Annotated in this window: 19 protein-coding genes and 2 pseudogenes; 19 read left to right on the top strand and 2 right to left on the bottom strand. The window is 42.6% G+C overall.

The features are described 5' to 3' along the window. The first annotated feature begins 163 nt into the window (after positions 1 to 163). From ACTNDS_RS12290 to ACTNDS_RS12230, 13 genes and pseudogenes are all read left to right on the top strand, one after another. Positions 164 to 1,201 (top strand): transglutaminase domain-containing protein, encoded by a 1,038-nt coding sequence (locus ACTNDS_RS12290; protein WP_441036033.1) that lies wholly within the window; start codon positions 164 to 166, stop codon positions 1,199 to 1,201. Positions 1,202 to 1,309: 108 nt separating this feature from the next. Then, on the top strand, positions 1,310 to 1,942 hold the full coding sequence (locus ACTNDS_RS12285; RefSeq protein ID WP_303243057.1) for a transglutaminase-like domain-containing protein: 633 nt from the start codon (positions 1,310 to 1,312) through the stop codon (positions 1,940 to 1,942). An 82-nt stretch (positions 1,943 to 2,024) separates the two neighbouring features. Further along, positions 2,025 to 2,669 (top strand): hypothetical protein, encoded by a 645-nt coding sequence (locus ACTNDS_RS12280; RefSeq protein WP_441036031.1) that lies wholly within the window; start codon positions 2,025 to 2,027, stop codon positions 2,667 to 2,669. Positions 2,670 to 2,701: 32 nt separating this feature from the next. Next, positions 2,702 to 4,096, top strand: a complete 1,395-nt coding sequence (locus tag ACTNDS_RS12275) for an MBOAT family O-acyltransferase (RefSeq protein WP_441036029.1) — start codon at positions 2,702 to 2,704, stop codon at positions 4,094 to 4,096. A gap of 11 nt (positions 4,097 to 4,107) precedes the next feature. Beyond that, positions 4,108 to 5,520, top strand: coding sequence for an alginate O-acetyltransferase AlgX-related protein (locus ACTNDS_RS12270; protein ID WP_441036027.1), 1,413 nt, complete (start codon positions 4,108 to 4,110; stop codon positions 5,518 to 5,520). Then, complete coding sequence (locus ACTNDS_RS12265; RefSeq protein ID WP_441036025.1) at positions 5,517 to 6,476, top strand: SH3 domain-containing protein; 960 nt, start codon at positions 5,517 to 5,519, stop codon at positions 6,474 to 6,476. Before ACTNDS_RS12270 ends, ACTNDS_RS12265 begins: the two co-directional genes overlap by 4 nt. Positions 6,477 to 6,682: 206 nt before the next feature. Next, positions 6,683 to 6,961 (top strand): DUF2325 domain-containing protein, encoded by a 279-nt coding sequence (locus ACTNDS_RS12260; RefSeq protein ID WP_173742519.1) that lies wholly within the window; start codon positions 6,683 to 6,685, stop codon positions 6,959 to 6,961. 193 nt (positions 6,962 to 7,154) lie between these two features. Next, positions 7,155 to 7,364: a FeoA family protein gene (locus tag ACTNDS_RS12255; RefSeq protein WP_019161528.1), complete on the top strand. Its 210-nt coding sequence runs from the start codon at positions 7,155 to 7,157 to the stop codon at positions 7,362 to 7,364. A 59-nt stretch (positions 7,365 to 7,423) separates the two neighbouring features. After that, entirely contained in the window at positions 7,424 to 7,645 is a 222-nt protein-coding gene (locus ACTNDS_RS12250) for a FeoA family protein (protein WP_173742518.1), read from the top strand. A gap of 122 nt (positions 7,646 to 7,767) precedes the next feature. Next, a pseudogene (feoB, locus tag ACTNDS_RS12245) lies at positions 7,768 to 8,967 on the top strand (ferrous iron transport protein B); the annotation flags it as partial. Continuing rightward, complete coding sequence (locus tag ACTNDS_RS12240; protein ID WP_441036022.1) at positions 8,967 to 9,197, top strand: hypothetical protein; 231 nt, start codon at positions 8,967 to 8,969, stop codon at positions 9,195 to 9,197. The pseudogene feoB and the gene ACTNDS_RS12240, both read left to right, overlap by 1 nt. Positions 9,198 to 9,273: 76 nt before the next feature. Then, positions 9,274 to 9,405, top strand: a complete 132-nt coding sequence (locus ACTNDS_RS12235; protein ID WP_173742516.1) for a FeoB-associated Cys-rich membrane protein — start codon at positions 9,274 to 9,276, stop codon at positions 9,403 to 9,405. A gap of 30 nt (positions 9,406 to 9,435) precedes the next feature. Continuing rightward, positions 9,436 to 10,311: pseudogene (locus tag ACTNDS_RS12230) on the top strand (HAD-IC family P-type ATPase). A 144-nt stretch (positions 10,312 to 10,455) separates the two neighbouring features. On the opposite strand, the gene ACTNDS_RS12225 reads toward ACTNDS_RS12230, so the two are convergent. Continuing rightward, positions 10,456 to 10,824: a metal-dependent transcriptional regulator gene (locus ACTNDS_RS12225; RefSeq protein WP_441036020.1), complete on the bottom strand. Its 369-nt coding sequence runs from the start codon at positions 10,822 to 10,824 to the stop codon at positions 10,456 to 10,458. A 172-nt stretch (positions 10,825 to 10,996) separates the two neighbouring features. Between ACTNDS_RS12225 and ACTNDS_RS12220 the strand changes: the two genes are divergently transcribed. The 3 genes from ACTNDS_RS12220 to ACTNDS_RS12210 all read left to right on the top strand — a co-directional run bounded on the left by ACTNDS_RS12220 (position 10,997) and on the right by ACTNDS_RS12210 (position 13,663). Continuing rightward, positions 10,997 to 11,215, top strand: coding sequence for a cation transporter (locus ACTNDS_RS12220; RefSeq protein WP_019161536.1), 219 nt, complete (start codon positions 10,997 to 10,999; stop codon positions 11,213 to 11,215). 162 nt (positions 11,216 to 11,377) lie between these two features. Beyond that, positions 11,378 to 13,243: a heavy metal translocating P-type ATPase gene (locus ACTNDS_RS12215; RefSeq protein WP_441036018.1), complete on the top strand. Its 1,866-nt coding sequence runs from the start codon at positions 11,378 to 11,380 to the stop codon at positions 13,241 to 13,243. Between the two features lie 57 nt (positions 13,244 to 13,300). Next, positions 13,301 to 13,663 (top strand): ArsR/SmtB family transcription factor, encoded by a 363-nt coding sequence (locus tag ACTNDS_RS12210; protein ID WP_019161538.1) that lies wholly within the window; start codon positions 13,301 to 13,303, stop codon positions 13,661 to 13,663. Here ACTNDS_RS12210 and ACTNDS_RS12205 read toward each other — a convergent pair. After that, on the bottom strand, positions 13,660 to 14,145 hold the full coding sequence (locus ACTNDS_RS12205; RefSeq protein ID WP_019161539.1) for a Gx transporter family protein: 486 nt from the start codon (positions 14,143 to 14,145) through the stop codon (positions 13,660 to 13,662). The two genes, ACTNDS_RS12210 and ACTNDS_RS12205, sit on opposite strands and share 4 nt — an antisense overlap. Positions 14,146 to 14,313: 168 nt before the next feature. On the opposite strand from ACTNDS_RS12205, the gene ACTNDS_RS12200 reads away from it, so the two are divergent. The 3 genes from ACTNDS_RS12200 (at position 14,314) to ACTNDS_RS12190 (ending at position 16,346) form a co-directional block, all read left to right on the top strand. Beyond that, complete coding sequence (locus ACTNDS_RS12200; RefSeq protein WP_441036015.1) at positions 14,314 to 14,490, top strand: hypothetical protein; 177 nt, start codon at positions 14,314 to 14,316, stop codon at positions 14,488 to 14,490. A gap of 165 nt (positions 14,491 to 14,655) precedes the next feature. After that, entirely contained in the window at positions 14,656 to 15,063 is a 408-nt protein-coding gene (locus ACTNDS_RS12195) for a hypothetical protein (RefSeq protein WP_441036014.1), read from the top strand. Between the two features lie 11 nt (positions 15,064 to 15,074). After that, positions 15,075 to 16,346, top strand: coding sequence for a M56 family metallopeptidase (locus ACTNDS_RS12190; RefSeq protein ID WP_441036012.1), 1,272 nt, complete (start codon positions 15,075 to 15,077; stop codon positions 16,344 to 16,346). Positions 16,347 to 16,524 lie beyond the last annotated feature (178 nt).

Genomic DNA, 16,524 nt, shown 5'->3' with positions numbered 1-16,524 from the left:
TTCATCAAAAAAATACTGTTGCATGCAACAGTATTTTTTTGCGTGTATTACGCGAATTATATAGAAATCAATTACATTTTTTGATACAATAAATAACAGAAAAATGAAAATGTAAAATAAAAAGCCCAAAAAGTTAAAGCAGGAGTATACATAGAAAGAGAAAATGAAACAGAGTATGAAGACATTAAAGGGATTTTTTCTGACAACAGCCTGCGTATTTTGCCTGACAGTGGCAGGTACGTCAGCAGTTACTTATGGACAGGAGACGGTTCCGACAGTTACACCGGAAGCTTTTCCGACTATCACGCCGGAGGTAGTGCCTACAGTTACACCGGTTCCCAAACCTACAGCAGTGCCAAAGAAAAAAGGACTGGTAAAGGAAGGTAAGAAGCTTTGCTTTTACTATTCCAATGGCAGCAAGGCGAAGAATAAGCTGAAAACAGTCAACGGTGCCACCTATTATTTCGGACCGGACGGCTATGCAGTGTGCGGCGGCGTAAGGTTTAAGAATAAGAACAAGGTATATGTTTTCGGTGAGAATTTTAAACGGATCAAAAATAAAAAGGGAAAAATCATCCGGGTGAGATACAGTATTTACTATATGACCGGCAACAACGGAGAAGCAGCTACCGGATTCTTTATTTATAAAAATAACCTTTATTACGGAGGTCCGGGAGGAAAGCTGTACAAGAATCGATCCCTGGCCAACCGGTACCATTTTACAGCCTCCGGTGCAGCCAAGAAAAATACGGATGCGCTGCTGAAAATAAAAACCATGCAGATTGCATCTTCCATTACCAATCCAGGTATGACAAAAAGTCAGAAGCTGTATGCCTGCTGGCGATATGTGGTAGGCGGACATATCGGTTACTGGTCTGTGTATCCCAATCTGGGACAGGCAGGATGGCAGAGATCCCTGGCGCTGAACACACTGGTAAACGGCGGCGGTAACTGTTATGGATTTGCATGTGCATTTGCAGCGTTGGCACAGGAAGTTGGTTATGAGCCTTATATGGTTTACGGATATGTACCGGGTTCCCGTGACGGCAGGGCTGATGGAATGACCAGACATTGCTGGGTACAGATCAATGGTCTCAGCTATGATCCTGAAGGAACTTATGCAGGATGGGCACCGGGTATTTATGGTACTGCCGGATATGGGGTTTATCACTGGACTTCCGGCTCTGTGAAATTCGCCTGATATGAGCCTGACTTCAGAGCTGTCTGACAGCCTGGAGTTATAATATAACACCTGACTGATATTTTTTTGCAGTTACAGGTTAAGTTTTATGAAAAGGAGAGAAAAGTTATGATGAAAAAGACAATTTTTAAGAAACTGATGGTGCTCTGTACTTCAGCAGCTCTTGCCTTCGGCACAGTACCTGCAGGTGCAGCTGATGTGGTTCCACAGGCTGTTACAGTAGAGACAGTAAGTGCACAGGCTGCGAAACCAGGGAAAAACCTGAAGGACAAAAATCTGGCAAAATCACTGGACAAAGTGATCAAGGCTCAGAAATTTACAAAGAAAACAACGGACAAGCAGAAATTACAGAAGCTGTTTAATTACACCAAAAAAGCTTACAAGTATACACGTTATATGGGGATTCCTTCTGCAAAAGGCTGGGATGCCAAGCTTGCAAAGGAAACTCTGGCCACAAAGAAGGCAAGCTGCTACCATGATGCAGCTACCTTTGCTTATCTTGCCAGACGCGCAACAGGACTTCCTGTGAGAATCTGCATTGGAACAAGTAATCTGTATAATACCTCCAGATGGCAGAACCACGGATGGGTAGAAATCAAGGTAAAAGGCAAATGGTATACCTTCGACACCAATGCCAACAGATTCTCCAAGAGAAAAGATGTGAAATGGTTTATGCAGAAGCATGCTTCCATGGAAGGCAAAGTCTACAAAACCCAGAAAATCTATAACGTTAACTTCTGACTAAGATAAACAGGGAGGGGATTGGAAATAGATCCCCTTCACTATAAGAAAATAAACAGGAGAAAGGAAGAAAATAAGAAAGATGTTAAAAAAATCTGTGAAAATAATCCTGACTGTTTTCTGTCTGCTGTTCGTGTCTGTATCTGCTGTTTCTGTTAATGGAGCAGAAACAACACAGTCCGGGCAGACAACAGTTAAAAAGGGACTGGTAAAGGAAAAAGGCAAATACTATTTCTATGAAGTAAAAGAGGACGGCACCTCTGCCAGAATCAAAAATAAATGGAAAAATGTAAAGGATGCCAAAACCAAAAAGGCCTACAGATACTATTTTGGCAAAGACGGAGCTGCCTATGCAGGAAGCAAAGACATGTTCGGAAGAAAAAAACTGGCTGTAAAGAAGATTGGCGGCAAGCAGTATGGCTTTGATACAAATGCCAGAATGATAAAGGGCGTGGCTGCTTCTTATCTGGATTCCGGGGAAAAGCTCTATGCTTTTAATTCTAAAACAGGTGTGTACGATGTGCCGAAGACAAAGAAAATCCGTAAGGCCTATGGGTATGAAAAGAAGGCTGCACCTCTGAGACAGCTTCTGGGAAAGCCAATAAAGATCAAAAAAGGAACAGGCTGTTATGGAAACGGCAAAGAATATCTGCTGTATTATAATAACTTTATATTAAGCACAGGTGAGACTGCAAAAGGAGTAGAGGTTATTTTTGGTGTAATGTAAAAGTACTCCATAAATGACCGGTGACATAAATTATGGTTTTCAGTTCAATGGTTTTTATGTGTGTATTTTTGCCGGCTGTTTTTGTCCTGCACTGTATTCTGCCGGGAATACGGGCTAAAAATGCACTTCTTCTCCTGGCAAGCGTACTTTTCTATGCCTACGGAGAACCGGTATATATTATTTTATTGTTTATTTCCACTTTATTGAATTATTTCTGTGCCTGCGGGATTGACAGGTTCCAAAATCACAGGAAGGGAATCCTGGTTCTGGCAGTGATCTGTAATCTGGGAATCCTTATTGTATTTAAGTATACAGATTTTATCCTGGGGATGGTCAACAGTGTGACAGGGCTTCAGCTGCCGCTGCCTCAGATCCGCATGCCTATCGGTATTTCTTTCTTTACCTTCCAGGCAATGTCCTATGTGATCGATGTTTACCGGGAAACTACCAGGGCCCAGAAAAATTATGCAAAAGTACTTCTCTACATATCCTTTTTCCCACAGCTGATCGCAGGACCTATTGTGAAGTATCATGATGTGGCAGCGGAAATTGACCAGAGAACGGTGACACTGGACGGTGTTGCCCTGGGAATCCGCAGATTTTCTGCAGGTCTCTGTAAAAAGGTTCTCCTGGCCAATACCCTGGGACTGGTGGCTGACAATCTTTTTGGTGCATCTGCAGGTTCCATCAATGGGGCAGGAGCATGGCTGGGAGCCATTTCCTATATGCTCCAGATCTATTTTGATTTCAGCGGCTACAGTGATATGGCCATTGGTCTGGGATGGATGTTCGGATTCCACTTTAAGGAAAACTTTAATTATCCATATATCAGTGGCACGATCCGGGAATTCTGGAGAAGATGGCATATGTCCCTTTCCGGATGGTTTCTGGAGTATCTGTACATCCCTCTTGGTGGAAACCGCAAAGGAAAATTCCGCACGGTTGTCAACAAGATGATTGTTTTTCTGTGTACCGGAATCTGGCATGGAGCAGCCATTAATTTCCTGTTCTGGGGTGTTTATCATGGATTTTTCCTAATGCTTGAGGAATATATTCCCTGGATCGGAAAAAAAGGCTCTGCTGTAAAATCCTTCTTCCAGCATGTGTATGCTCTGCTGGTGGTATGCATCGGATTTGTATTTTTCAGAGCAGAGACCATGGCACAGGGATGCTTCTGGGTCAGGAAAATGTTTACAGGCTTTGGATGGAATGCCGGTGCCATGAGCTTTGCACTGCAGCAGATGACCCCTGTTTTTCTGGTTACTCTGGCCGGTGCGCTGATTGCCTGCTGCCCTGTTAAAAAACTGATAAGTGAAAAGAAATGGTACGGTCCTGTGGCATATGTCTGCAGCCTGACAGGTCTGGTGATCTGTATTCTCAGCCTTGCCAGCGGAACCTATAATCCATTTATTTATTTCAGGTTTTAAGGGAGGCAGCTATGAAAAAAGGAAAATTGATTTATTGTATTTTGTTTTTTGCCATCTGCCTTTGTCCTTCCCTGGGAATGCTTGTGACAAAGCAGGAGACATCTTCAGAAAACAGACAGCTTTCAGAGTTCCCTTCTCCAAAAACAGAGGAGGGGAAGATCAATGTGGAATGGCTCTCCCAGGCAGGAGATTATTTCCAGGAGCATTTTGCGTTCAGAAATGAACTGGTTACCGGAAATGCACTGCTTCACGGCAGACTTCTGGAAACCTCTACTGCAGATGGTGTGATCCAGGGTAAAAATGGCTGGCTCTATTACAAGGATTCTCTGGATGACTATCTGGGACAGGATTTATTGTCTGACAGAAGCCTGTTCAATATTGCCCATATGCTGTCCATGACCCAGCAGGCTCTGGAGGAAAAGGGAGTGAATTTCCTGTTTACCATTGCTCCCAATAAGAACTCTCTCTACGGAGACAACATGCCTTATTATGACAAGCTGAAGGTATCTGACCAGACAAACAGGGAAAATCTGGAAGACTGGCTGACAACAGAAAAGGTTGCTTATGCAGATCTGTACCAGGCGCTGATGGAGGAGGATGAGGTTCTTTATCATGCCCGGGATTCCCACTGGAATAACAAAGGTGCAGCACTGGCAGCAGATGTACTGATGGATGCCCTTGGTAAGGACCATGATTCCTATGAGGGAGAAAGCTATACAGTGCGCAGGGATTATACAGGAGATCTGGATACTATGCTGTATCCCCTGGCTTCGACAGCAGACGATGAGATCTATTATGACAAAGAGACCACCTATGCTACTGTGGAAGAGATCCAGAGCAATTTTGATCCCCGGATCACCACTGTAAATCCGGTAAAAGAGGGAAGTCTGGTCATGTACAGAGATTCCTTTGGAAATGCCCTGCTTCCTTATATGGCAGATGCCTATGCCAATGCCTATTTTTCCAGAGGAATTCCTTATCAGCTGACGGATGTGGAGACTCATAGCGCGGATACGGTGATCATTGAGAGGGCAGAACGTTTTCTGCCGGAAATGTCCCAGTTTCCACCTGTGCTTACAGCAAAGGAAATCAGTCTGACTGAGAATCAGGAGCTTCAGGGATCTGATGGGGCTGTTGATGTAAAGATCAAGCCTCAGGGAATGACTGCTCAGCTCAGCGGCCGGATCAAAGAAGGGCTTCTGGATACAGATTCCCGGATTTATCTGAAGGTCAATGGCTCTGTTTATGAGGCCTTTCCTATGGATGTGAAAGTGGGAGAGAATCTGGATGATAACGGATTTTGTCTCTATCTGCCCAGTGAGCTGGTGGCAGCAGACGGAAATGATGTTGAAATACTCATTGAGAAAGATAATAAAATTTATAATATTTATCAAAATAATATTAAGGAGGATTCCATACAATGAAAAAGAAGTTAATTACTAAAATTTTAAGCATCTCAGTAGCAGGGGCAGTTGCCCTGACACCTGCTGCAGCATTTGGGGCACAGACAGAGGAGAATGCACAGACTGAAAGTACAGAAGCAGCAGAGGAGACAAAAGAGGTGGAAGATCTGAAGATCAAAACCGAAACCCAGGAGCTGACTGTGAAAAATCAGACAGGATATGCACTGACAGCAGGAGAGCTGGAAGATGCAGCAGATGAGACAGAGGATGCAAAGGCAGAGGATACAAAAACAGAAGACGCAGCAGAGACTACAGAAAAAGCCCAGGGTAAGATGCTTACAGTTACCGGTGAAGATGGAACAGAGCATGTTTTCAAAAACATTGATCCGGATTCCTGGACAGAGCCTGTTATCTATGATGAGTATGGATTCCTTTATATCAAATATGAGAATAAGGACAAAAAGGAAGAGGAAGTGGCTGAGACTGCAGAAGAGAAAGAGTGGGGAGAATCCCTTACCATGTATCTTCTCTCCAATGTAAATGTCCGTGAAAAGGCAGACAAAGAGTCCAAATCCTTAAAGGTTCTTTCCACAGGTACTGAAGTAAAGGGCATTGCTGTTGCACCGGGCTGGATTAAGGTGCAGGCAGATGATATTACAGGTTATGTATATCATACCTATATTACAGAGAACAAAGAGGCAGCAGATGCCAAGGTAAAGGCTGAACAGGAGGCCAAAGCCCAGGCTGAGGCAGCAGCGGCACAGGCAGCAGCTGCTCAGGCACAGCAGAGCCAGAATAATTATGATTATTCCCAGGATCAGGGCAGCTATCAGGAGCCTGCACAGTCAGCTCCACAGGCAGCTCCTCAGGAGAAATATGAAGTCGGCCGTCAGCAGTATGATGACTGTGACGGAAGCGGACACGGATATTATGAGATTACCTATTCTGATGGCAGTGTAGGATACGAAGAATATTGATCAAACAGATAAGGGTGTAAATATCTGAAGCTTTTTCAGATATACGCGAAAAGGACTGTTGTACATTTTGGTGTATGACAGTCTTTTTTTGCCTGTGAAACACAATCGGTTATTGACAGAAGAAGCACGTTAGTTTATACTAACGCATAGTTAAACGCGAATAACTTTTCGCAAGATAAAAAAACAGGATCAAAGGAGGATCATATATGAGTATTGTAATCGTAGGCGGACATGACAGAATGGTAGCACAGTATAAAAAAATCTGTAAATCTTATAAATGTAAATGTAAGGTGTTTACACAGATGGAAGCGGATTTTGGAAAGAAAATAGGATGTCCGGATGTTCTGGTGCTTTTTACAAACACAGTATCCCACAAAATGGTGAAATGTGCCCTGGACGAGGTGGGAGCTTCCACTGATATCGTGCGCTGCCACACAAGCAGCGGAAATGCATTAACTGGTATTCTTGAAACACGTTGTTGTTGAGACCTTTTTATTATGCACATTGCAATAATACAGTGGTAAATAAATGAGATTTTTTATTAATGTTTTAAAATGAAAAACTTTATCAATATAAAATGTAAAATAGTTATTGACATCTAACCAAAATTAGAATACACTAACCACGTAATAAAGATAATGTTTATCATTTATTAAATACCAGAAAGGGATGAAAAAAATGCCGCTGTCAATGGTGAATGCCGGTGAACCTTTCACGATCAAAAGGATCGGAGGCAAAGAAGAAGTTAAGAGACACCTTGAGGAGCTGGGCTTTGTGGTAGGAGGAATTGTGACAGTTATTTCCGAGATCAACGGAAGCCTGATCGTCAATGTTAAAGAATCCAGGGTTGCCATTGGAAAAGACATGGCAAGCAAGATTATGGTCTAGGGTGTGTTTGAAACAGAAGTGTGTTTGAAGCAGAGCTCTGGGGAAAGAAGGGAAAAGATTTGAAGACATTAAAGAATGCGCGGGTAGGAGAGACCGTAAAGGTTCAGAAGCTTACAGGTGAGGGCCCGGTCAAGAGAAGGATTATGGATATGGGAATCACAAAAGGCGTGGAGGTTTATGTAAGAAAGGTTGCTCCTCTGGGAGATCCGATAGAAGTAACGGTAAGAGGATATGAATTATCCCTGCGTAAAGCAGATGCCGAAATGATTGTTATAGAATAATTTTTTTTGATAATAGGTTAGTGTGTTCTAACAATTAGATATTACTAATAGTTTACAAAAACTAATTTTGTATAAACAGAAAGCCCTGATTAAAAAGATATCAAAGGTAGAGGAGAGAGATTATGTCAGTAAAAATTGCACTCGCAGGTAATCCGAACTGTGGTAAAACCACATTGTTCAATGCACTGACCGGATCCAACCAGTTTGTAGGTAACTGGCCAGGTGTAACAGTTGAAAAGAAGGAAGGTAAGTTAAAGGGACACAAGGATGTGATTCTTACTGACCTGCCGGGTATTTATTCTTTGTCACCATATACTCTGGAGGAAGTAGTTGCCAGAAATTATATCCTTCAGGAAAAACCGGATGCGATCATCAATATTATTGATGGTACCAATATTGAGAGAAACCTGTATCTGTCCACACAGATTCTGGAGCTTGGAATTCCGGTGATCATGGCCATCAACATGATGGACATTGTAAAAAAGAATGGTGATACCATACATATTGATAAGCTGAAAAAAGCGCTGGGCTGTGAAGTAGTTGAGATTTCTGCCCTGAAGGGAACCGGAATCACAGAGGCTGCCAACAAGGCCGTAGCCATTGCGCAGAGCCACAAAAAAGTAACACCTGTTCATGAGTTCTGCCAGAAAGCGGAAGATGTGATCAGTGATGTGGAAGCAAAGCTTACAGGTGTTATAGAGGAATCCCAGAAGAGATTTTTCGCCATTAAGCTGCTGGAGAGAGATGACAAGATCGCAGAGCAGATGAAAATCAAAGTGGATGTATCTGCTGAGATCAGAGAAATGGAAGAGGCATTTGACGATGACACAGAGAGCATCATCACAAATGAGAGATATGTCTATATTTCTTCCATTATCGGCAAATGCCTGACAAAGGCAAGAAAAGAGAAGCTTACAACCTCTGATAAGATTGACCGTATCGTCACAAACAGATGGCTGGCACTTCCTATATTTGCAGTTGTAATGTTTATCGTGTATTATGTATCTGTAACAACAGTGGGAACGATCGTAACAGACTGGACTAACGATGTGCTCTTTGGTGAGATCATTCCTCCGGCTATCCAGTCCGGACTGGAAGCTGTACACTGCGCTCCATGGCTGGAAGGTCTGATCCTTGACGGTATTGTAGCAGGTGTTGGGGCAGTACTTGGTTTTGTACCTCAGATGCTTGTGTTATTTGCATTCCTGGCATTCCTGGAATCCTGCGGATACATGGCACGTGTAGCGTTTATTATGGACCGTATTTTCCGTAAATTCGGACTTTCCGGCAAATCCTTCATTCCAATGCTGATCGGCAGCGGATGAATAACACAAAATGGTTCTTCTTTGCAATCGGATATCAGTGTGGACTGGCATATCTTGTATCCCTTTGCATCTATCAGATCGGTACCCTGGTAACAGGCGGTGGATTTGGTATCTGGACAGTTGTGGCATTTGTGATCATTGCAGGATTCTTATATCTGCTGTTCAGACCATATAAAGAAAGCAATACTCTTAGAGTGAATGTAAAGGGTCTGGCAGGAGCGAAATAAATGAATTGCAGAAGCCTGTGAGGTCACGGGCTTCTGACAGTTAAAAGATTGAGATGATTAAGATGGAGGTATCGTTATGGGAACTTTAATTGTAGGCGGCATTTTACTTCTGGTTGTTGTGCTGATCGTTAGAGGAATTATCCGTGACAAAAAAAGCGGAAAGCATTCCTGCGGCGGTGACTGCAGCCATTGCCGGGGTTGTCATTGATAACGGACAGCTCAGGTATCTGAAACAGATCTGGAAAACTCAGGGCGTGAATTAAATGAAACCTACAAGGAGAAGCTGATCAATTCCGTAGTGCTGCGAACATTAAATAAAATGTTCCTGCCCTACCCGGTACGTGTGGTACTTACTACGGCAAAGTCTATCAAATACCTTTACCATGGTGTCCGCACTCTTCTGAAGGGAAAACTGGAGGTTCCGGTACTGGATGCCACAGCCATCGGTGTTTCCATGATCCGAGGTGACTTCAATACTGCAGGCTCCACCATGTTCTTGCTTGGCATCGGTGAAATTCTTGAAGAGTAGACACACAAGAAATCAGTCAATGATCTTGCAAGAAGTATGTCCATCAATGCAGAGAAGGTATGGATTTTAAATGCAGAGGGCCAGGAGGTTCTTGTACCGGTTTCTTCTATTATGACAGGAGACAGTGAGCGTACAGCTGCTGCCATCGCCAAAAGGGTGGGAGTAGACGAATACTATTCCGAGGTTCTGCCTGAGGATAAGGCATCCTTTGTGGAGAAGGAAAAGGCGCTGGGACATAAGGTGATTATGATCGGTGACGGAATCAATGATTCCCTGGCACTTTCTTCGGCAAATGTAGGTATCGCCATCAGTGACGGTGCTGCCATTGCCCGTGAGATCGCTGATGTTACGATCTCTGCTGATAATCTCCATGAGATCGTCACTTTAAAGAGACTGAGCACAGCTTTGATGAAGCGTATCCACAATAATTACAGAACTATCATTGGTGTGAACGGCGGTCTGATCGCTCTTGGAGTTACAGGTGTGATCATGCCAACAACCTCCGCATTGCTTCATAACATGTCAACCCTGACTATCAGTTTACGAAGCATGAGAAATCTTCTTCCGAAGGAAGAAACACTATAGATAAGAATAATATAAAGAAGAAACATTATAAAGAAAAGAAGTCCTGACTGAAAGGCAGAGGATTACAGATGGATGTATCCCTGCTGCCTCGTTCAGGACTTCTTTCCTTTGGGTATAAGTGCCAGATTTGACAATCCAGTAAAATCAATGGGTATCTGCCACAAATTTCTTGATAGCAGAAAAGCTTTCCGAGCTGATGGCATGCTCCATTTTACATGCATCCTCAGCTGCAACCTCAGGGTCTACTCCCAAAGATGTAAGCCAGTTGGTCAGGAAAGTATGCCTTTCATAAATTTTCTCTGCAATTTCCTGTCCGGCTTCTGTAAGATTGATAAAACCATTCTCGTCAACAGTAATATAATTACTGGTTTTTAAATTCTTCATTGCAACGCTGACACTTGGCTTGGAAAAAGAAAGCTCACGTGCAATATCAATAGAGCGGACATTTCCGCTTCTTTTCTTGATCATAAGGATTGCCTCAAGATAATCCTCTCCTGATTCATGTATTGCCATATTCATACTACCTCCGATGTATTGTTTTGGATTATAACATAAATTTCCATTTCCGTAAAGAAAACTGCAGAAAACTATTGACAGCACAGAAAAGAATGGTATAATAAAATCAAACAAATGAACAAGTGCTCATATGTTAAAATGAATAAAATGAGCCGGAAAGGATAACATTATGAAGAAGACCTATAAGATTGATGTAGACTGTGCCAACTGTGCCAATAAAATGGAGGAAGCTGCAAAGAATACAGCAGGTGTGAAGGATGCAACTGTTAACTTCATGATGCTGAAGATGATCGTTGAATTTGAGGACGGACAGGATCCGAAAGCAGTTATGAAAGACGTATTAAAGAACTGCAAGAAAGTAGAAGATGACTGCGAGATCTTCCTTTAATAAAAGTATTTCAGGGACTGCTGTATAAAGAATGAGTTACCGTCATATCTGCCGGTGGATAAACTTTTTGCCGGCAGCCCCTGTTTTTTTGCCCGATTGGGTTCAGGTTCATAATTATAATACGGAGCAGTCATAAATTGTAATAAGAAGAGAGGTATTGAGGTGAATAAGAAGCAGAAGAAAATGCTGGTAAGAATTATCATATCCCTTGTTCTGGTGGTTGTTTTTTCACAGCTTCCGGTTGAGGGCTATCTGCGATTTGGCCTTTTCATGATCCCTTATCTGATCATTGGATATGATATTCTGAAAAAAGCATTCAAAGGGATTAGAAATAAGCAGGTCTTTGACGAAAATTTCCTGATGGCAGTGGCTACTATAGGCGCCATTCTTCTGGGAGATTATACAGAGGGCACAGCAGTTATGCTTTTCTACCAGATCGGAGAGCTTTTCCAGAGCTATGCAGTAGGAAGGAGCAGGAGAAATATCAGTGAACTGATGGATATCCGTCCTGACTATGCAAATGTAGAAAATAACGGCGAACTGGAACAGGTGGATCCGGATGAGGTAGCAATCGGAACCATCATTATTGTACAGCCGGGAGAGAAAGTACCTATTGACGGTGTGATCACAGAAGGTACTTCCACATTAAACACCAGTGCACTGACAGGGGAAAGTCTTCCAAGAAGTGCAAAGGTAGGAGATGAAGTGATCAGCGGCTGTATCAACATGACTGGTTTACTGAAAATCCGCACAACAAAGGAATTTGGTGAGTCCACAGTATCCAAAATCCTGGAGCTTGTAGAGAATTCCAGTTCCAGAAAATCAAAATCCGAGAACTTTATTTCCAAATTTGCAAAATATTATACTCCTGCTGTATGCTACGGTGCCCTTGCCCTTGCCCTGCTCCCACCGATCGTACTGTTGATCATGGGAAAACCGGCTATGTGGGGTGACTGGATCTACAGAGCCCTTACCTTCCTGGTAATCAGCTGTCCATGCGCGCTGGTGATCAGTATTCCTTTAAGCTTTTTTGCAGGAATCGGTGGTGCCAGCAACCAGGGAGTGCTTGTCAAAGGCTCCAACTATCTGGAAACACTGGCACAGACCAAATATGTGGTATTCGATAAAACAGGTACCATGACCCAGGGTGTATTCGAGGTAAGCGGCATTCACCATAATGAAATGTCTGATGAGAAATTGTTAGAGTATGCAGCTCTTGCAGAGTGTTCTTCTTCCCATCCTATCAGCAAGAGTCTGCAGAAAGCATATGGCAAACCTGTTGACAGAAACCGTGTTACAGATATTGAAGAGATCAGTGGAAACGGTGTGATCGCAAAGGTTGACGGTGTTTCTGTAGCTGCGGGAAATGCAAAGCTGATGAAAAAGCTCGGTATTGCCTATCAGGAATGCCATCACGTAGGAACAGTGGTACACATGGCTGTAGATGGCAGATATGCAGGACATATCCTGATCTCTGATATTATCAAGCCTCATGCAAAAGAGGCCATTGCAGAACTGAAGAAGGCCGGCATTTCCAGAACTGTTATGCTTACCGGTGATTCCAGACGTGTTGCAGATCAGGTTGCCACAGAGCTTGGCATTGATGAAGTCTACAGTGAACTTCTTCCTGCTGATAAGGTAACAAAGGTGGAAGAGCTTCTGGATAAGAAAACAGCCAAAGAAAAACTGGCCTTTGTAGGTGACGGTATCAATGATGCCCCTGTATTATCCAGAGCAGATATCGGTATTGCCATGGGTGCCCTTGGCTCCGATGCAGCCATCGAGGCAGCAGATATTGTGCTGATGGATGATGACCCGCTGAAGATTTCCAAAGCAATTAAGATCGCCCGTAAATGTATCCGCATTGTATATGAGAATATCTACTTTGCTATCGGCATCAAGGTTCTCTGCCTGATCCTGGGGGCCATTGGTATTGCAAATATGTGGATGGCCATCTTCGCAGATGTAGGAGTAATGATCATTGCAGTGCTGAATGCAATCCGTGCATTATTTGTGAAAAAGCTATAAGTATTGCGAATGAATAATGTTAGAATTATAACAACTAGAAAGGAAACAGGTGACAGAATGGAAGAACGTAAAGATGAAGTATGTGATGGTTTCGAGGTCCATGAAGACCTGTTGAAGATTGTAAATGAGACCCTGCCTGAGGAAACAGAGCTTTATGATCTGGCAGAACTTTTTAAGGTTTTTGGAGACTCTACCAGAATCCGGATCCTCTTTGTTTTATTCGAGGCAGAGGTCTGCGTATGTGATCTTGCAAAGGTACTGAACATGACTCAGTCAGCCATTTCCCATCAGCTCCGCATCCTGAAGCAGAACAAACTGGTAAAAAGCCGCAGAGAAGGGAAATCTATTTTCTATTCCCTTGCAGACGACCATGTCCGCACCATTATCAACCAGGGACGGGATCATATCGAAGAAGACTAAGAAACCAGCACCCGCTTGCAGAGTTCTGCAGTAAGTCCGCCGATCACAACTCCCGCTGCAACCCCTGCTACAAGCAGAGCAGGCGCATATACAAACACACTTGCATTATTTACGATCAGCATGGCAATGATCAGCTGACCAATATTATGGGAAACACCTCCTGCAACGCTGACTCCGATCAGACTGAAGGAGGTTTTTTTCAACATAAGTGTCATAACTGTCATACTAAGTGCCGCCCCTGCCAGGCTGTACAGAATACTGAACAGATTTCCAAACATAAATCCGATCACCAGGATACGGACAACGGAAACCAGGGCAGCCTCTTTAAAGGAATACTTTTTCAGGATAAACAGGACTCCCAGATTGGCAAGCCCCAGCTTGATTCCCGGGATCCCTGCAAAAACCGGGATCAGTGATTCCACATATCCCAAAATAATCGCAACAGCGGAAAAAAGCCCCAGATAGGCTGTTTTTTGTTTCATAGAAAATTCTCCTCTCAGTATTTAAGAATGCCACCGGCATTCTTGCTGCGTATCTCACATCTGATATGCTATTAACTTTAGATATTTTAACATATTGAGAACTTCAACGCAACTAAAGAGTTAGCCAATACTAACAGAAACTCTGCAGAAGTGCATTATTGAGAAAGTTTGTCTAATAAAACTATTGAAGAAGCTGCATTAAAGGCTGCCATTAATGCAACCGGCTATGAGGTAAAAGGCATCACATCAGAACCATATGAAAAAAAGAAAGGGATTTTTTCCTTTCTGCATAAGTGTGTTCAGGAAGCAGGGGTTGCCCCTGCTTCTTTTAACCGAATTAAGTAAGTCCTCTGCTTCAATTACAAATATCCGCTTGACCTTCTTGCCTTTGCGAAAAGTCTCGAAGAATGTCGACAAGTTTACGGACAAATTTGGGAAATGCGGTTGTGAAAAATGTCAAATTATGGTAGACTAAGTTCAGTTCATAAATCAGGAGATATAAAGATATAAATGAAGAAAAAAATACAGACCCTTTGCTGGGTTTTATTTACCATATTTTCTGCGGGATGCTTATTTATTAATTTTATCAGCGGACCGCCAGTAGATAATGTAAAAGCACTGACAGGTTATATGATCTGTGCAGCAGCAGTCTCAGTATTATATCCGGCAGCTATGCTGTTCCTGGGACTGAGAAACCGCTGGCTCTATGAGCAGCTGCAGAGGAAAGCTGAAGGAGAAAGAAAAGCTCTGGAAAGCCTTTCCCCCACATCCCCCAAAAGGGAAAATATACAGAAGAATCCTTTCGCCCACAAAGCTGTGCCTACGGACTTGTCTATGCTGGTCAGTGCCCTGAACTCTGATCAGAAGCTTACAGAGGAAGAGAAGGATTCCCTGATCAAATACATTAAAGAGAAATGATGTGAACGGTTTTGGATTTAATTGTATGTATGTCAATTGCAGGAAGCATTCCTGTATTGCTTTGTTTTCTGTTATTTCTGATCCAGAGGGATTCCTATAATTTCCTTTGGGGCAGGAAATTGTTGCTGACCGGAGTGTTCTTTTTCCTGATCCCGGTACAGCTGGTGAGATTTCTGTTACCTATGAATATTCTGCCGGAACCTGTTTTCAGCGAAGAAACACAGCTTTATCTGTCCCATTCCATGGATTTTCTGCCTGGACATGGGAATGAGTATGTGTGGTTCCCCAGATGGGTTTCAGTTATCATTCTGTTGTGGGCAGGCATTGTAATCATCTTTGCCCTGTATCAGTTTATAAAATATCGTAAAATCGTTAGGAAAATCAATCGATCCGTTTTCTACTATGTAGATGAGCCGGAAATGGAGCTGGTCTACTATGTTGTGCCTGATGGAAGCTGTGGTCCCTGTACAGTGGGATTCTTCCGACAGAAAATCATAATACCTGAAAGCTTTACAGAGCTTGAGAATTTTTCTATGGTATATCAGCACGAATATACCCATCTGAAAAATCGTGACAATCTGGTAAAGCTTTTATGCCTGATCGTTCTTTGCATCCATTGGATGAATCCGGCGGCATATCTGTTGCTGTTCCTTTATCGGATCACTGCAGAAGCTGTCTGTGATGATGCAGCAGTGCTTGGCTATTCAAAGGATATAATAAAAACCTATGCCATGCTGCTGGTAACTACGACCCCGGTCCGGGAGAAACTTCCGGTTGTATGGAAAAATAACTTTTCCAGTGAGGGAAAAATGATCAAGAGGAGGATCAACTACATGATGAAGAAAAGAAAAAACGGATGGATGAGAAAAGGGATTATTGCAATGGTATCTGCATTGACTATTGCAGCAAGCGCAGGGACGGTGTTGGCGTATGAGCCAATGCAGTGGTCGGATGGAAGCTTTGATGATGTTTTAAATACAAGTAACATAGATTTTTCATCCTATGATTTTGAAGAATCAAGTTTGGTTGACAGCTTTGATTTTAGCGAAAGTGATGAGATTTTCGTATACATGGATGGAACTCAGGTTCCAATTCAAAATTCTGCCTCCGAAAGAGTGTTATGCAAACATAATATGGTTAATGGATATTTTTCAACACACGAAAGTAAAAGTAATGGTGGATGTGTTGTAAAGGTTTATACATGCCAAAGATGCACAAGATGTGGCTATTTAGCTAATGCAAAGTATTATTCAACAACAAACTACGCAAAGTGTCCGCATTAATAATTTGATAAATATTGCGAAAAATTACCTTCTTAGAAAAGTCTGCTCATGAAAGAAAATTATAGAATGAGCAATTATAGACAAAATGGTAGTGTAAAATAGTTTGTGTTTTTGGTAAAAAATAACTCCTTTTTGGTAAGAATTCAGATATGACAATTCTTATCGAAAAGGAGTATTT

This window comes from Blautia sp. HCP3S3_C12 (genome assembly GCF_052064155.1).
Classification (GTDB): domain Bacteria; phylum Bacillota; class Clostridia; order Lachnospirales; family Lachnospiraceae; genus Blautia_A.
Note: the sequence above shows the minus strand (reverse complement) of the source record. Positions and strands in the feature narration are given on the sequence as shown.

What these genes read in the sequence shown, in the direction of transcription:
- ACTNDS_RS12290 (WP_441036033.1), top strand. Translation starts at nt 164, where the DNA reads ATGAAACAGAGTATGAAGACATTAAAGGGATTTTTTCTGACAACAGCC.
- ACTNDS_RS12285 (WP_303243057.1), top strand. Translation starts at nt 1,310, where the DNA reads ATGATGAAAAAGACAATTTTTAAGAAACTGATGGTGCTCTGTACTTCA.
- ACTNDS_RS12280 (WP_441036031.1), top strand. Translation starts at nt 2,025, where the DNA reads ATGTTAAAAAAATCTGTGAAAATAATCCTGACTGTTTTCTGTCTGCTG.
- ACTNDS_RS12275 (WP_441036029.1), top strand. Translation starts at nt 2,702, where the DNA reads ATGGTTTTCAGTTCAATGGTTTTTATGTGTGTATTTTTGCCGGCTGTT.
- ACTNDS_RS12270 (WP_441036027.1), top strand. Translation starts at nt 4,108, where the DNA reads ATGAAAAAAGGAAAATTGATTTATTGTATTTTGTTTTTTGCCATCTGC.
- ACTNDS_RS12265 (WP_441036025.1), top strand. Translation starts at nt 5,517, where the DNA reads ATGAAAAAGAAGTTAATTACTAAAATTTTAAGCATCTCAGTAGCAGGG.
- ACTNDS_RS12260 (WP_173742519.1), top strand. Translation starts at nt 6,683, where the DNA reads ATGAGTATTGTAATCGTAGGCGGACATGACAGAATGGTAGCACAGTAT.
- ACTNDS_RS12255 (WP_019161528.1), top strand. Translation starts at nt 7,155, where the DNA reads ATGCCGCTGTCAATGGTGAATGCCGGTGAACCTTTCACGATCAAAAGG.
- ACTNDS_RS12240 (WP_441036022.1), top strand. Translation starts at nt 8,967, where the DNA reads ATGAATAACACAAAATGGTTCTTCTTTGCAATCGGATATCAGTGTGGA.
- ACTNDS_RS12235 (WP_173742516.1), top strand. Translation starts at nt 9,274, where the DNA reads ATGGGAACTTTAATTGTAGGCGGCATTTTACTTCTGGTTGTTGTGCTG.
- ACTNDS_RS12225 (WP_441036020.1), bottom strand. Translation starts at nt 10,824, where the DNA reads ATGGCAATACATGAATCAGGAGAGGATTATCTTGAGGCAATCCTTATG.
- ACTNDS_RS12220 (WP_019161536.1), top strand. Translation starts at nt 10,997, where the DNA reads ATGAAGAAGACCTATAAGATTGATGTAGACTGTGCCAACTGTGCCAAT.
- ACTNDS_RS12210 (WP_019161538.1), top strand. Translation starts at nt 13,301, where the DNA reads ATGGAAGAACGTAAAGATGAAGTATGTGATGGTTTCGAGGTCCATGAA.
- ACTNDS_RS12205 (WP_019161539.1), bottom strand. Translation starts at nt 14,145, where the DNA reads ATGAAACAAAAAACAGCCTATCTGGGGCTTTTTTCCGCTGTTGCGATT.
- ACTNDS_RS12195 (WP_441036014.1), top strand. Translation starts at nt 14,656, where the DNA reads ATGAAGAAAAAAATACAGACCCTTTGCTGGGTTTTATTTACCATATTT.